Source organism: Bacteroidota bacterium (assembly GCA_020402865.1).
Lineage (GTDB): Bacteria > Bacteroidota > Bacteroidia > Palsa-965 > Palsa-965.
The window spans coordinates 86,424-102,176 of sequence record JADBYT010000002.1; the positions used below are offsets into that span (position 1 = coordinate 86,424).

The 15,753-nt window shown below is 47.9% G+C and carries 13 protein-coding genes, 1 tRNA gene and 1 pseudogene; 11 read left to right on the forward strand and 4 right to left on the reverse strand.

What is annotated here, in order from left to right:
* Nucleotides 1–57: 57 nt before the first annotated feature.
* The 3 genes from IM638_01425 (at nucleotide 58) to IM638_01435 (ending at nucleotide 1,900) form a co-directional block, all read left to right on the forward strand.
* Nucleotides 58–726: a hypothetical protein gene (locus IM638_01425; GenBank protein MCA6361674.1), complete on the forward strand. Its 669-nt coding sequence runs from the start codon at nucleotides 58–60 to the stop codon at nucleotides 724–726.
* Nucleotides 727–785: 59 nt separating this feature from the next.
* Nucleotides 786–869 (forward strand) — tRNA-Leu (locus IM638_01430).
* A 683-nt stretch (nucleotides 870–1,552) separates the two neighbouring features.
* Nucleotides 1,553–1,900 carry a TfoX/Sxy family protein gene (locus IM638_01435; GenBank protein ID MCA6361675.1) on the forward strand — a complete coding sequence of 116 codons (348 nt, stop codon included), beginning with the start codon at nucleotides 1,553–1,555 and terminating at the stop codon, nucleotides 1,898–1,900.
* Here the strand turns inward: IM638_01435 and IM638_01440 are convergent.
* A pseudogene (locus tag IM638_01440) lies at nucleotides 1,901–2,273 on the reverse strand (helix-turn-helix transcriptional regulator).
* 159 nt (nucleotides 2,274–2,432) lie between these two features.
* Here IM638_01440 and IM638_01445 point away from each other — a divergent pair.
* The gene (locus tag IM638_01445) at nucleotides 2,433–2,786 is read left to right on the forward strand and encodes a DoxX family protein (GenBank protein MCA6361676.1); all 354 of its coding nucleotides are present in this window, start codon (nucleotides 2,433–2,435) and stop codon (nucleotides 2,784–2,786) included.
* Between the two features lie 45 nt (nucleotides 2,787–2,831).
* Here the strand turns inward: IM638_01445 and IM638_01450 are convergent, their stop codons facing one another.
* From IM638_01450 to asnS, 3 genes are all read right to left on the reverse strand, one after another.
* Nucleotides 2,832–3,488 carry a nucleotidyl transferase AbiEii/AbiGii toxin family protein gene (locus IM638_01450; GenBank protein MCA6361677.1) on the reverse strand — a complete coding sequence of 219 codons (657 nt, stop codon included), beginning with the start codon at nucleotides 3,486–3,488 and terminating at the stop codon, nucleotides 2,832–2,834.
* Complete coding sequence (locus IM638_01455; GenBank protein MCA6361678.1) at nucleotides 3,478–3,933, reverse strand: plasmid maintenance system antidote protein; 456 nt, start codon at nucleotides 3,931–3,933, stop codon at nucleotides 3,478–3,480. Before IM638_01455 ends, IM638_01450 begins: the two co-directional genes overlap by 11 nt.
* Nucleotides 3,934–4,078: 145 nt before the next feature.
* Nucleotides 4,079–5,503, reverse strand: coding sequence for an asparagine--tRNA ligase (gene asnS / locus IM638_01460; protein ID MCA6361679.1), 1,425 nt, complete (start codon nucleotides 5,501–5,503; stop codon nucleotides 4,079–4,081).
* A 355-nt stretch (nucleotides 5,504–5,858) separates the two neighbouring features.
* On the opposite strand from asnS, the gene IM638_01465 reads away from it, so the two are divergent.
* From IM638_01465 to IM638_01495, 7 genes are all read left to right on the forward strand, one after another.
* Nucleotides 5,859–6,473 (forward strand): TetR/AcrR family transcriptional regulator, encoded by a 615-nt coding sequence (locus tag IM638_01465; GenBank protein ID MCA6361680.1) that lies wholly within the window; start codon nucleotides 5,859–5,861, stop codon nucleotides 6,471–6,473.
* 59 nt (nucleotides 6,474–6,532) lie between these two features.
* Nucleotides 6,533–7,891, forward strand: coding sequence for a TolC family protein (locus tag IM638_01470; protein ID MCA6361681.1), 1,359 nt, complete (start codon nucleotides 6,533–6,535; stop codon nucleotides 7,889–7,891).
* Nucleotides 7,892–7,928: 37 nt separating this feature from the next.
* On the forward strand, nucleotides 7,929–9,056 hold the full coding sequence (locus IM638_01475; GenBank protein MCA6361682.1) for an efflux RND transporter periplasmic adaptor subunit: 1,128 nt from the start codon (nucleotides 7,929–7,931) through the stop codon (nucleotides 9,054–9,056).
* A 38-nt stretch (nucleotides 9,057–9,094) separates the two neighbouring features.
* Nucleotides 9,095–12,526 (forward strand): efflux RND transporter permease subunit, encoded by a 3,432-nt coding sequence (locus IM638_01480; protein MCA6361683.1) that lies wholly within the window; start codon nucleotides 9,095–9,097, stop codon nucleotides 12,524–12,526.
* Nucleotides 12,527–12,700: 174 nt separating this feature from the next.
* Nucleotides 12,701–13,789, forward strand: coding sequence for an efflux RND transporter periplasmic adaptor subunit (locus IM638_01485; GenBank protein MCA6361684.1), 1,089 nt, complete (start codon nucleotides 12,701–12,703; stop codon nucleotides 13,787–13,789).
* 3 nt (nucleotides 13,790–13,792) lie between these two features.
* On the forward strand, nucleotides 13,793–15,058 hold the full coding sequence (locus IM638_01490; protein MCA6361685.1) for an ABC transporter permease: 1,266 nt from the start codon (nucleotides 13,793–13,795) through the stop codon (nucleotides 15,056–15,058).
* Nucleotides 15,059–15,065: 7 nt separating this feature from the next.
* Nucleotides 15,066–15,749, forward strand: a complete 684-nt coding sequence (locus IM638_01495; protein MCA6361686.1) for an ABC transporter ATP-binding protein — start codon at nucleotides 15,066–15,068, stop codon at nucleotides 15,747–15,749.
* Nucleotides 15,750–15,753: the final 4 nt, after the last annotated feature.

A 15,753-nucleotide genomic window follows, 5' to 3' on the forward strand; every position in this document is an offset into this window, starting at 1 on the left:
TGGCAATTTTAAGGCGCAAAAAGCAACAACCGGCACTGTTGTTTGTTATTTCACCGTATGCCACGCGTAAAGAAAGCACCCACCGAAGAGAGAGGCATCATTGCCCGGTTTCTCAATCAGCATCCCGTAAGTACCGCTACCCGGTTTCTGCTGGGCGGTATTACTGTTTTGTTTCTTACACTCATGGTGCTTTTTGCGTTGTATTCGCCGGGCAAGTTTCTGGCCGGGCAACCTTTTCCGAAATGGTTTTTCTTCAGCACGGGAATTATCCTGCTCAGCAGCTTTACCATTGACCGTGCCCGGCGCGCGTATCTGAAAGACGATGGTGCTGTTTTGCTAAACTTTCTGCTCATTACGCTGGTACTTGGCACACTGTTCAGCATTACACAATTTTTAGGCTGGCAGCAATTGTGGAGCGCCAAACTCACACTTTATGGCGTACCTGAAACGCCGCGTACCGAGGGTGCCGAACTTCGCACCACGCCCGGAGCCGCATTGCTGTTTATAATTTCCGGCCTGCACGTATTTCACCTTGCAGGCGGGCTCGTGTATCTGTTTATCAGTATGTTCCGCACTGTAAATCATAACGGTGATCAGGTGAAGAGCCTGCTTTTTTTCTCCAGTCCGCTCGAACGGGCTCGCATCACCGCGCTGGCACTCTACTGGCATTTTTTAGACCTGCTCTGGGTGCTGCTGTTTGTTTATTTTCTCTGGTTTTTTGTCTGAATGCCGGAAAACGGTATTTTCGCATCCCGGTTCAAACGCACCGCCGCTGAACCGGAAATGCCCTGATGGCGGAATTGGTAGACGCGATGGTCTCAAACACCATTGTCTTCACTGACATGCCGGTTCGAGTCCGGCTCGGGGTACAACACAGAGCGAGGAACAGAGCGAGAGCGATGTTCCTCGTTTTTCTTTTCTTTTCTTCGCTCTCATTCTCCTTCTCGCTCTAAGTTTTTCGCTCTCTTTCTCCAACTCGCTCTGCTTTTCTTCGCTCTCTTTCTCCTTCTCGCTCTGAGTTTTCGCTCTATGTTGTCCCCATATCAAATTTCGATGGCCTTATATACAACACAGAGCGAGGAACAGAGCGAGAGCGATGTTCCTCGTTTTTCTTTTCTTCGCTCTCGCTCTGCTTCTCGCTCTGTTTTTTTCGCTCTCTTTCTCCAACTCGTTCTGCTTTTCTTCGCTCTCTTTCTCCTTCTCGCTCTAAGTTTTTCGCTCTCGTTCTCCAACTCGCTCTGCTTTTCTTCGCTCTCTTTCTCCTTCTCGCTCTGAGTTTTTGCTCTCTTTCTCCTTCTCGCTCTGAGTTTTTCGCTCTCATTCTCCTTCTCGCTCTGAGTTTTTCGCTCTCATTCTCCTTCTCGCTCTAAGTTTTTCGCTCTCGTTCTCATACTCGCTCTGCTTTTCTTCGCTCTCATTCTCCTTCTCGCTCTGAGTTTTCGCTCTATATTGTCCCCATATCAAATTTCGATGGCCTTTTATGCATTGAGCCAAAATCCGGGTTAGCTTTATTGATGTAATCAAACGAAACATTGATTTAAAAATAAATAGAATGCCGTTCAACGAAAAAATATCCGACCGCATCCGTGAGGCATTAATGAACCAGGCACATGTAGAGGAGAAGTATATGTTTGGCGGCGTGTGTTATATGGTTAATGGTAAGATGTGTGTGGGTGTGGTTGGCGATGAAATGATGTGCCGTATTGATCCGGGAAAAGAAGCAGAAGCCCTTTCAAAAAACGGATGCCGTCTCATGGACTTTACCGGCCGGCCAATGAAAGGCTATGTGTATGTAGATAATTCGGGGATGAAAACAAAGGCTGAGTTTGATTACTGGATCAACCTCTGCCTTGCATTTAACGAAACTGCGAAAGCTGCGGTAAAAAAGAAAAAGAAGTAATCAATTTCGGCCTGTGATGCGCTTGCGGTGTTTCTCTCCCCATTTATATAATTCGCCGATAAGAGGCTTTAATGTTTGGCCATAGGGCGTGAGTCTGTATTCCACACACAGGCTGCGTATCATACACCGTGCGCGAAACAAGTTCGTTTATTTCCAGATCCTTCAGTTCTTTCGAAAGTACCTTCGCCGTAATTCCCGGTATATCGCGCACAAGCTGGTTAAATCGTTTTTTATTAAAGCTGAGCGCCAGAATAATCTGCAGTTTCCATTTTCCGCTCAGTATATCCAGCGCATCTTTTACGGGCAGCATCTTTATTCTGCATTCGTGTGAACTATGCGGAGCCTGCCTTTCGCAAATGTTGTCTTTTTTCATCACCTTCAAAAGTACATCTGATTGGGTTTGCTTTCTATATGATAGTAGTTACCTTTTGGATACCAGTTTCTTTTTTGCTACCAGTTACCATTTGTAAACCGAAGCCTTACCATCAGCCACACCGCATACATTTGCTTCATAAACCAAACGCTTTTATTCATGAACGATAAGACAAAACGAATCATATCAATCATATTGGGTGTAGTCCCCTCACTCATGCTGCTTATGAGTGCTGCAATGAAATTAGCAAAAGCCGAGCCGGTTTTTACCGGTTTAACAAAAGCAGGTTTTGGCGACAAGATACTGCTGCTTGGCCTTGTTGAGCTTGTGTCAGTGGCGCTTTTTCTGATTCCTAAAACATGGAAAATTGGCTTTCTGCTTTTGTGCGGCTATCTCGGTGGAGCCATGTCAATTGAAATTGCCGGTGGTCAGTTTCCGGTTGCAGGCGTATTGCTGGCAGTGTGCTGGGTTTCGGCCTACCTGCGTGATCGCAGCATGTTTGCAATAGGGTGATTTATGTTTATTAAAAAGCCGGACAGCTTTTGTGTGTCCGGCTTTTTAGCGGGCTGTGTTTTTGAAGTCTGTAAGATCCAGTTTGATCAGCTCCCAATACTTTCCGCGCAGACAATCAGGTTCAAAATCATTATCGGCTGCGGAAAAGTCTGTGAATTTTTCAATAAGTAAATCCCGGTTATGGGAATATGGATATCGCTGCTGATGCAGTTCGAGCATGCCTGTGAAGGAATACTCTTCATGCAATTCATGGATATCCCAAAAATCTTTTTTCCTGCCGCCACGCTGAATCACGTCCATCTTCATGGCAATGATTTCTGCTACACTTGCAAGCCTCACTCCTTTTGAGAGTACAGGGGGAAATATGAATGGATCTGTAGAATAGTATAAATCAATTTTCAACAACTCGTTTTCTGCATGCCCTGCAAAGTACGACTTCCCCATCCCCACAATATTGTTACCTCCCGGGTCGATATGTGTAAACTTCTCGCGCAGAAAATTTTCAAGTACATCAAAGTTTACACTTCCGTACAGCGCATCCGTAAACAAATCAATATCAACCGACATTCTGTGTCCGCGCAGTAAACTCAATGCCGTGCCTCCCACAAGCCTGAATGAGTCGAATTCCGGTGCGTCCATCAGCATGCGGAGCGTACTTTTCAGCAGTGGCGAAACGGTATTATAATGAAGTTTAATGCTCATTTTTCCCCAGCACGGAATCAATGGCCGTTTGCCCGTAATAGTTAATTATTGCTTGCTTTTCCGCATCATTACCCCGTTCAAAAACACGTTTTATAATTGCCGCTTTGTTTTTCTCCCAATCAATGAGATCAAAGCGTGTATCCCAAAAGAGTACAGCCCGGAGTTTGGTAGTAAGCGGGTGCGTTTTTGCCTGCTCACGTTTTAAACGGGCAATTTCATAATAGACCTGAAGCATCATGAAGTAACCTTCCTCGAAACCCAATGCCGACTCTATTTTTAAGGCAAGCGCGGTATTCATGCCTCGCCGGCCTTTGGTAATAGCCGTAATGGTTTGAGGAAATTCCTGCAACGAAAGCGCAAAACGGCCTTTCGCTATTTTGCGCTTTTTCAGCTCCCGGTCTAAAATAATACCTGGATGAATACCTGATAATTTGATTGTTTGCATTTCCACACCCAAAAATAAGCAAATTTGTTTAAACAAAAATACTTATACCTTATCAATAGTGTAATAAATTGAAAATCATAAGCATAAAAGCCAGTGGCGATGTCTTTTGAAACATCGCCACTGGCTTTTTCGGTATAATTTCAGCTTAAAACTCCGCGTTCTTCGGTGTGCGTGGGAACGGAATCACATCGCGGATGTTGGTCATGCCGGTAACAAACAGCAGTAAACGCTCGAAACCGAGGCCGAAGCCGCTGTGCGGGCAGGTACCGAACTGACGTGTTTCGAGGTACCACCAAAGCGATTCTTCGGGAATGCCTTGTTCTTTCACACGCGCGTGCAGGAGTTCGTAGTTTTCCTCGCGTTGCGAACCACCAATAATTTCGCCGATCCACGGGAACAGAATATCCATGGCGCGTACGGTTTTACCATCGGGGTTTTGCTTCATGTAGAAGGCTTTGATGGCTTTGGGATAATTGATCACAATTACCGGTCCGCCGAAATGTTCCACAAGAAAGTTCTCATGTTCTTTCTGCAAATCCTTGCCCCAGCCGGGCTCGTACTCGAATGGTTTTTTGGCGTGTGTGGCAATGAGCACATCAACGGCATCGGTATAGGTGATGCGTGTAAACGGCTTGCCTACTACCGATTGCAGACGGGCCAGCAGTTTATCATCATATGTATCGTTGAGGAACTGTACATCTTCGGCGCAGTTGTCGAGCGCATACTGTACGAGGTATTTCAGCATTTCCTCGGCCAGGTTCATGTTGTCGTCAATGTCGTAAAACGCCATTTCGGGCTCAATCATCCAGAACTCGGCCAGGTGGCGCGGGGTGTTTGAGTTTTCGGCGCGGAATGTGGGGCCGAATGTATAAATGAGTCCGAGGCCCATGGCACCGAGTTCACCTTCGAGCTGGCCCGATACGGTGAGGTTGGTTTCCTTACCAAAGAAATCCTGCTCGAAGTCGATGTGGCCTGCTTCGGTTTTCGGCAGATTGTGCAGGTCCAGCGTGGTTACACGGAACATTTCGCCTGCACCCTCGGCATCGGAGCCGGTAATGATGGGCGTGTGCAGGTTGAAGAAGCCGCGGTCGTTGAAAAACTTGTGGATGCCGAAGCTCATGTGGTGGCGAATGCGCAGCACCGCGCCAAATGTATTGGTGCGCGGACGCAGGTGCGCTTTTTCACGCAGAAACTCAAGCGGCAGCGTAACCGGCTTTTTGTCTTTACTGTCCTGCCCGCGTTTTTGCAGCGGATAGGTTTCAGCGTCGCAGTCGCCAAGAATTTCAATGCTGGCGGCTTGTATCTCTGAACTCTGGCCCTTGCCCTGCGAAGCCACAAGCAAACCAGTAACGCTGATGCAGGCACCAGTGGCACCGGCACGTTTCAACAAGGCTTCATCAAACTTATTGGTATCGGCCACCACCTGAATGTTCCGTATCGTGGAGCCATCATTCACATGAATAAATTGTACATATTTATTGCCGCGCGCACTGCGCACCCAGCCCATTACAGTTACTTCACGGTCAAGTTCTGCCGATTGCAGAAGCTCTTTTACTTTCGTATGTATCATTATTGAAAAGAATTACAGGCCGCAAAAATCGGAAATTTCAGCCTTGCCGCAGCATTTCTTCCGTTTTGCATTTTCATTTCCCCGCTTTTTCTCAGGCCGGATACATGAAATACTACTGACAAACCCTTGTCAGTACCTCTTCTTTAATTTGAGCCATGAAACAAAAGAGCACAAAAAATGTTTCCTGTGTGTATGTGTTGCAACCCGGAAAATTTTAATGTTTCTAAAGTTTCCATTGTAATGTCCAATAAATCAGTGATTTAAATTAATTCCATGTCTTCCACAGGTAAAAAAACAGACAAAGAAACTCCGGGAATGAAAAAAGTTTCCATAGTTTTGCGCCGTGATCTCAGAAATGGAACCTAAAGACAAGATTCTGGCAGCCTCTTTCGAGCTGTTCTCGCGCTATGGTATCAAAAGCGTGACAATGGACGATATAGCAAAGCATCTGTCCATGTCGAAAAAAACGATTTATCAGTATTTCCGCGATAAAAGTGAAGTGGTGCACCTGCTCATGGAAAAGGAAATTGAACACGACATCAAAAACTTCACACACATCTCGGGGAATTCGAAAAATGTGGTGGAGGAAGTGTTTATGCACATGAAACAGATGCACCAGATACTGGCAAACATCAATCCGAACATGTTTTACGACCTTAAAAAGTATCACCCGCAATCGTGGCAGCTGTTTCAAAAGTTTAAGTCAGACTTTATGCTTGTGCAGGTTAAGTCCACACTTCAGCGCGGCATTGACCAGGGGCTTGTGCGCAGCGATATCAATGTGGATGTGATGGCAAGGCTGCGCATGGAGGAAATTGATATAGGGTTTAATCCTGACGTATTTCCGTTTGATAAGTTCAGGATTATTGATGTGCAGCTTTCGCTGGCCGAGCATTTTCTCTACGGAATCTGTACACTCAAGGGGCACAAGCTGATAAATAAACACCGGCAAATTATCGAGGAAGAATAAAATAATTCACACTATATAACAGACTACACATTACCAACCGCTTCAATAATTCAATCAATATGACAACTCAAACAAAATGGCTTACCGGTTTGCTCTTGCTGCTTACCACCGCAGGCGTATTGCAGGCACAACCGCAGCCGTCGGGACAGTCTTACAGCTTTACGCTGCAGCAGGCTGTTGATTTTGCGATGTCGAATCAAAACACCGTGCGCAACGCACAGCTCGATGAGAAAGCTGCGCATTATAAGGTGAATGAGATTATCGGTATCGGCCTTCCGCAGGTTAGCGGAAGTTTTCAGTTTCAGGATTTTGTAGAACTGCCCACCTCGCTGCTTCCGGCCGAAATATTCGGCGGCCCTCCGGGATCCTTTATTCCGGTACAGTTTGGTGTGAAGTATAACGCCACCGCATCCGTATCGGCCCAGCAGCTGCTTTTCAGCGGCAGTTACTTTCTGGGTGTGCAGGGCGCAAAAGTGTATCAGGAACTGGCCCGCAAAAACACGGTGCGTACCCGCATCGAAGCTACGGCCGATGTGACCAAAGCCTACTACACCGTGCTTGTGAACAAAGAGCGAAAAGCCCGGCTCGAAGCCAACCTCGCCCTGCTCAAAAAGCTCATGGAAGATACAAAAGCCCTTAACCAGAATGGCTTTGTGGAAAAAATAGACGTGGACCGCGCTACGGTGAGCTATAACTCGCTCGCCATTGAAGTGCAAAATGTTCAGCGTTTGCTCGATCTGGGCATGGTGCTGCTCAAGTATCAGATGGGCATGGATCAAACATCCGCACTCACACTCACCGACGACCTTTCGAAGCTCACCTTCTCGCAGCCGCAGCCCAACATGCTCAGGTACAACGACCGGGTTGAGTACCAGTTGCTTGATCTTCAGCTGCGCGGCAGCCTGCTTACCATGCGCGCCGAGCGTATGGGATACCTGCCCACAATCGCTTTTTTTGCAAGTGTTCAGGCACAGGCACAGCGCAATAAGTTTGATTTCTTCGACAGCAACAGCCAGCGCTGGTATCCCATCGGTATCATCGGGTTGCAGGTAAACGTTCCCATTTTCGACGGCGGCCAGCGCCACTTCCGTATTCAGCAGGCGCGTGTGAGCATGATGAAAGCGCAGAATGACATGCTGTTCATTCAGCAAACCATCGACCTGCAGGTGGCCTCGGCGCGCGTTACGCTCGAAAACAGCACCGCCACGCTCGATATACGCAAAGCCAACATGGACCTTGCACAGGGCGTGTATGATGTGGCCCGCAAAAAATACGAGCAGGGTGTGGGCTCAAACCTTGAAGTGATGGTGGCCCAAACTTCACTCACCGATGCCCAGGCCGAATACTACGATGCACTCTACGCCGCAGTAATCGCCAAAGTGGATTACGACAAGGCGATGGGCACACTCACAAAATAATTTCCCACACACACTACAAAGCAACCAACCCGTTATTATGAAACATTACATATTCATTTTCAGTGCTGCACTTTTCCTCGCTGCATGCGGCGAACAAAAGGATCCTGCGCAGAAACTGAAAGACGAAATCAGTACCAAAAAAGGTGAAATGAGCAAACTTCAGGGCGAAATTGCAAGCCTCGAAGCCGATCTGCTTAAACTCGATCCTAACGCAGCCAAGAAAGGAAAAGCCGTACAGCTGCTTACACTTCAGCCTACCACGTTTGTACATTCAATCGACATTCAGGGCCGTGTGGATGCAGAAGAAAGTGTAACCGTTGGGCCGCAAATGCCCGGCATGGTAAAGCGTGTACTTGTACAGCCCGGCGACCGTGTAGCCGCAGGCCAGCTGCTCGCTGAACTTGATGCGGATGCCATGGTGCAGCAGCTTGGCGCACTTAAAATACAGCGCGATCTGACCAAACAAATTTTCGATCGTCAGCGCAACTTGTGGGATCAGAAAATCGGTACCGAAGTACAGTTTCTGCAAGCTAAAGCCAGCTACGAAGCCGTAGATAAACAAGTTTCCGCACTGGAAGAACAGATTGATATGGCCCGTATCAAGGCACCAATGGCTGGTGTGGTTGATAATGTAGGCCTCAAAGTGGGCGAAATGGCAAGCCCCGGTTTTACAACCATTCTCATTGTAAACGGCAGCAAACTCCGCGTGAAAGGCGAAGTGGCCGAAGGCTATGTAGCAAAAGTGAAGGCCGGAAATGCAGTAACCATCGAACTTCCCGATGCCGGTAAAACCATTGATGCCAATGTAACTTATGCCGGTCGCATCATCAACAAACTCAACCGCACATTCAACGTGGAAGTAGCTATCCGCCCCGATGCGGATGTAGTGCCCAACATGGTTGCCGTGATGAAGATCGAAGACTACCGCAAAGACAACCAGATTGTGGTTCCCCTCTCGTGCATCCAGCAGGGTTCTGACGGAAAGAGTTTTGTGTTTGTAGCAAAGTCGAATGGAAAAACAGTTGTGGCCGAGCGCCGCGAAGTAACCTATTCCATGACCTACAACGGCAAAGCACAAATTGACAGCGGACTTGCAGCCGGCGATCAGGTGGTTACCGAAGGATATGCCGAACTCAACAGTGGCGACGAAATTTCGGGTAAATAAGCACACGGCAATTTCTCTGCCTACAAAGACATACTACTATGCTTGATAAAATCAAAGAGTTCAAGCCCACCAGCTGGTCGATAACGAATAAGACTACCATCTTTATTCTTACGCTATTCCTCGGTCTGGCAGGCATACTCTACTATCAGAAACTGCCCAAAGAGCAGTTCCCCGATATTGTGGTGCCCACAATTTATGTGACCACCGTATATGCAGGTTCTTCACCTACCGATATGGAGAACCTCGTAACCAAGCCGCTCGAAAAGCAAATGAAAGCCATTACCGGCGTGAAGAAAATCACCAGCAACTCGGTGCAGGACTTCTCCAACGTAATTGTAGAATTTGCTACCGATGTAAAACCTGAAGTGGCCAAGCAGCGCGTGAAAGACGCTATTGACCGCGCACAGCGCGACCTGCCGCAGTCGCTTACTTCGGGCCCCACAGCCATTGAGATCAACTTCTCCGACCTGCCGATTATGGCCCTTAACGTGGCCGGTAATTATGATCTTGCCAAACTCAAGTACTATGCCGACAACCTCAAGGATAAAATTGAGGGCATGAAGGAAATTACCCGCATCGACATGATCGGCGCGCTCTCGCGCGAGATTACCGTGGATGTGGATATGTACAAGATGCAGGCCGCACAGCTTACCATTGGCGATATTTCGCGCGCCATTGGTATGGAAAATCTTAACATTTCGGGTGGCGATGTAACTACCGATGGAATCCGCCGCACACTTGTAGTGCGTAAGGAATTTAAAGATGTGGAAGAACTGCGTAATGTAGTTATTGGTTCGCAGGCCGGGGCACTGGTTTACCTGAAAGACGTGGCCGATGTGAAAGACGGATTTGAAGAGCAGCAGAGCTTTGCACGCCTCAACGGTAAAAACGTAATTACGCTTAACGTAATTAAACGCGCTGGCGAAAACCTCATCGAAGCCTCCGATAAAATTCACAAAGTGGTTGATGATATGCGTGAGTCAGGTGCGTTGCCCAAAGACCTTGATGTGTCTTTTACCGGCGAACAGGCTGATGCCACACGTGTAACATTGCACGACCTTATTAATACGATTATTATCGGTTTCGTACTGGTTGTAATTGTACTCATGTTCTTCATGGGGGCTACCAATTCATTTTTTGTGGCGCTTTCGGTGCCGCTTTCCATGGCGGTAGCGTTTATCGTGTTGTTCACTATGGGCTACACGCTGAACATGATTGTACTCTTTGCGTTCCTGCTTGCGCTGGGTATTGTGGTTGACGATGCTATTGTAGTAATCGAAAACACCCACCGCATTTTTATGGAAAACAAAGGCATTAGTATTGTGCGGGCAGCCAAACTGGCCGCCGGCGAAGTGTTTTTGCCTGTACTTTCAGGTACGCTTACCATGCTTGCTCCGTTTATCCCGCTTGCCTTCTGGAGCGGCATTATCGGTAAGTTCATGATCTTCCTTCCTGTTACGCTTATCATCACTCTCCTTGCTTCGTTGCTGGTGGCCTACATCATTAACCCGGTGTTTGCCGTGCAGTTCATGCGTCATTATGATGCGGCCGAAGCGAAAAACAATGCATGGCCGCGCTGGCTCAAACGCTTTACCATTGTGGCCGGTGCTATTGCGTTACTCAGCTACGCTTCCGGTTCGTTTGGTACGGCAAACTTTACCGTGTTTATTCTTGCAGTGGTTCTTCTCCACCATTATTTCCTGCGCCGCACCATTTTCTCTTTTCAGGATAATGTGTGGCCCAAAGTGCGTGAGTGGTATGGCCGCCGGCTTACCTGGGCAGTGAATCATCCTGCAATTATTCTTGTTTCAACGGTTGTACTGTTTGTTCTTTCCGTTTTTCTGGTAGTTGCACGCCAGCCCGCCGTAGAATTCTTCCCCACAGCCGATCCGAACTTCGTGTACACCTATGTGAAAATGCCGGTAGGCACTGATCAGAGCAAAACCGATTCGGTAGCACGCATTGTAGAAAACAAAGTGGCCGAACTTGTGAAGGGCGATCTGGATGTGGTGAAATCGGTAATTACAAACGTTACCATTGGTACCGGCGACGGACAGGATCAGGATCAGTCGCCGCACCCTGAAAAAGCCAAAGTAACGGTTGCCTTCGTTGAATTTGCAAAACGTAACGGTAAAAACACCCGCGATATTCTCATCCGTATTCAGGATGAAATGGCCAAGCTCCGTATTCCCGGTGCACAGATTTATGCCGAACAGGAGCAGGGCGGCCCGCCGGTGCCCAAACCAATAAGTATTGAAATCAGCGGCGACGATCTGAATGATCTCGTAATTACTGCCGATTCCCTCAAGCAGTATCTCAATAAACAGGATATTGCGGGTGTTGATTATCTGCAGTCAGATGTAGTAGCCAGCAAGCCCGAAGTAGTGTTCTCTGTTGATCGTGAGCGTGCAAACCGCGAAGGTGTTTCGGCTTACAGCGTAGGCATGGAAGTACGTAATGCTGTCTTTGGTGCCGAAGCTTCGAAGTTCCGCGATGACAACGACGAATACAAAATCATGGTGCGCTACAAGCCTGAGCAGCGTAAAGACATTAACGCGCTCAAAAACCTCAAGCTCACTTACCGCGATATGAATATGGGCGGTATGATCCGCAACGTGCCGCTCTCGTCGTTTGCCGATGTGCGCTACGAATCGAGCTTTGGTGCCGTGAAACGCAAAGGTCAGAAACGACTCATCACACTTGAGTCGAACGTGCTCCCCGGCTTCGATCAAAATCAGGTGGTGCAGAACATTACAGCACAGATAACCGGTTTCAAAGGAAAGCGCCCGGGTGTGGAAATCAAAATGGGTGGCCAGCAGGAAGAACAGGCCGAAACAGCCAGCTTCCTTGGCGGTGCACTCATGGCGTCGATGGGTCTCATTCTGCTCATCCTCACCCTGCAGTTCAACTCGGTTGGAAAGCCGCTCATTATTATGAGTGTAATTTTCTTCAGCATCATTGGTGTATTCCTCGGCCTCGGCATCTTTGGCGATGCGGTTTCGATTGTAATGACCGGTGTGGGTATTGTGGCGCTTGCAGGTATTGTGGTGAGGAACGGTATTCTGGTGGTGGAGTTTATTGATATTCTGCGCGAACGCGGAATGGAAACAAAAGCGGCCATTATTGAAGCCGGTAAAACACGTATGACGCCCGTGCTGCTTACTGCTACAGCCACCATTCTTGGCCTTATTCCGCTGGCTATCGGTCTTAACATCGACTTCGCCAGGCTGTTCTCCGAACTCAATCCGCACATCTTCCTCGGCGGCGACAGTGTAGCTTTCTGGGGCCCGCTTTCGTGGACAATGATTTACGGCTTGAGCTTTGCCACCATACTGACACTCATCGTACTTCCGGTGTTGTATCTGGTGGCGTGGAGAACCAAACAGCGTTTCTCGCCCAAGAAAACCACCGACTCCCATCATGGACATGAGGCGGACACTGAACCAACAACCGAGCAACACATTGCATAATGAATGTGAGATTGATTTTTTTTGAGGGGTGAAGGACGAAAAGACCCGCGATGCTGTTTGGGCAGGCGGGTCTTTTCAATTCATGGCAACGATCATTTGCATATATAAACAGAAATGAGAATAATCAGGTATCGCCTTCTTGAATTCCCGTTTGTTCGCTCTACCTTTCCGGTTATGAAACACAAATTCCTGCTCCTGTTCTTGCCCGTATTCGCGCTGTTTTCGTGCGGCGGAAGTAAAGAACAGATATTTGCACAGCGTCGCGATCTTACGCAGGCTGTGTATGCTTCGGGCAAATTATTTCCTAAAAATGATTACAAGGTTTTTGCGCGCCTGCCCGGTTACGTGCAGGAAGTGCATGTGCATGTAGGCGATACCGTGCGCATCGGCGATCCGCTTATTACCATACGCAGCGAAGTAAGTTCTATTAATGTTGATGTTGCGCGCAATCAGTATCAGCTGGCGCAAAATAATGCGGCTGAATCAGGCCCGCTGCTGCGTACGCTGCTCGAAGATGTGGACGCTGCCCGCTCAAAATATATGCTTGATTCAACCACGGCAGCCCGCTATGCCAATCTGCTGCAGCAAAACGCTACCTCAAAACAGCAGGCCGATCAGGCGCGCACGCAGTTTGAAATTTCGCGTGCGGCTTGGCAAAAATCGCAGGCTAATCTTCAAAACACCCGCGCCCGACTGCGTACCGAAAGCGAAAACGCCCGCCTCCAGCTCGATGCACAAACTTCAAACCGCAGCGATTATGTGGTTACGGCTGCCGTTGCCGGCCGCGTTTATGATGTTGTGCCCAAGGTTGGTGATTTGGTGAACTCACAACAAGCGCTGCTCGAAATCGGTGATGCATCAAGCTTTGAAGTTGAACTGAGCGTTGATGAAACCGATGTATCGCTGCTGAAAGACGCACAGCAGGTCATTTATTCTATTGATGCGTATGAAAGCACGGCCTTCAGCGGAAATCTTGTTGAGGTCTATCCGCGCATAAGCTCCGGAAACAAAACAGCGCGTGTTATCGGCTCCATCACTATTCCCAAAGATATACAGGTGTTTGCCGGACTTTCGGTTGAAGCCAATATTGTAATTGCCGAACGCAAAAACATACTCGTCATTCCGCGCGAATATCTGCAGTCTGACAATACCGTTAAAGTAAAAGGGAAAGATGCCGCAGTATCTGTAAAAACAGGTGTTTCCGACCTGCAATTTGTAGAAATTGTTTCGGGAATTACCGAGCAGGATGAACTAATTAAATAAACCATGAGCTATCGCCGGCATCCTGTTTTTCGCATTGCCATTACGCACCTTGTTTCTAAAAAGCGGCAAACTATTGTTGCCATGCTGGGTGTAACGTTTGGCATTGCTATTTTTATTTTTCAGGCCGGACTCATGTCGGGCTTTCAAAGCACGTTTATTGATCAAACCGTAAATACCTCGGCCAATGTGCGCATCTACAATGATGTGCAGGAGCAGCGGTCTTCGGTGCTCGAACGCTTTGGGAAGAAGCAAGACCACTGGTATGTAGTGCGCAATCAAAAGCCGAAAGAGCAGGAGCAGAATATCAAGAACGGAAGGCAGATTATGCAGATTCTTGAAAAGCATCCTGAGGTAAAAGGCATTTCACCGTTTATCGGCGCGCAAACTATTTTCAGGCTCGGTCTGGCGCAGGTTGCAGGGCGTGTGGCCGGTGTTGATATTGAAAAAGAGAATGCCGTGTTTAATGTTGAGCAATACATTGTGCAGGGCGATTTGCGAAGATTAGAAACCATCAACAACGGCATCATTCTCGGCTCCGGACTTGCTGAAAAATTGGGCGCAAAGCTCAATGATAACATGACGGTGACTTCGCCGCGCGGCGTTACACTCGACATGAAAATTGTGGGCATTCACAAATCAGGAATTACCGAGCTTGACAATAACCGCGCTTACATCAGCATTTACAACGGACAGAAATTGCTGATGGTTGATGGCTCTTACATTACCGATTTGAACATCAAGCTGCGCGACATCAGCAAAGCCGCACAGCTTGCGGCCGAATTTCAGGAGCGTTTCGGCTACAAGGCGCAAGACTGGGAAACCGCCAATGCCAGTATTTTCAGTGTCTTCAAGATTCAGAACATGGTTACGTATCTCATTATCGTTTCGATATTGATTGTATCGGGCTTCGGTATTTTCAATATTCTGATGATGATTATTTATGAGAAGATGCCCGATATTGCGATTCTGAAAGCTACCGGTTTCCGCAGTCGCGATATACGACAGATATTCCTAACCGAATCGCTTGTGATTGGTATTATTGGCGGTTTGCTCGGACTTATCGTAGGCTTTTTGCTGCAGAAAATTGCCGGCAGCATCCGCATGGATGTAAAAGGTTTTGTAGAGATGGAATATTTGCATTTCAACACATCGCCTTCATTCTATGCCTTTGCTTATATGTTCGGGTTAGTGGTAACTGCGCTTGCCGGTTACTTCCCCGCCCGCAAAGCCGCCCGTGTTGATACTATTGATATTATCCGCAGCAAATAACCGGGGCATGGAAAAGAAAGCAATTATCCGCACGCAAAATCTCAACAAAATCTTCCACGATCCGGTCGATTTTCAGGCACTGAAAAATGTCAACATCCGCATCAACGAAGGCGAGTTTCTGTCTATCATCGGTTCATCGGGAAGCGGAAAGTCCACACTGCTTTACGTGCTCTCCACACTCGATACCGATTACGAAGGCGAAATTTTCTTCGAGGAAAAAGAGCTCGGAAAAATGAACAGCAACCAGCTTTCCGATTTACGCAACGAGAAGATCGGTTTCGTATTTCAGTTTCACTATCTGCTGCCCGAGTTCACCGTAATCGACAATGTAATGCTGCCCGCGCTCAAACTCGGCCGCTACGATGAAGCGCAGATTCGCCACAACGCCAACGAAAAACTCAGACTCCTCGGCCTCGAAGATCAGGCGCACAAAAAAGCCAACAAACTCTCCGGCGGCCAGCAGCAGCGCGTAGCCATTGCCCGCGCCCTCATCAACGAACCCCGCATCATTTTCGGCGACGAACCCACCGGCAACCTCGATTCAAAAAATGCACAAACAGTGTTTGAGATTTTTCAGGAGCTAAAAGAGAAGTACAATCAAACCATTGTTATCGTAACGCACGATATGAATTTTGCGAATCAGACGGATCGGTTGATTCGGTTGAAGGATGGGGAAGTGGTGAGCGAGTGAGTTG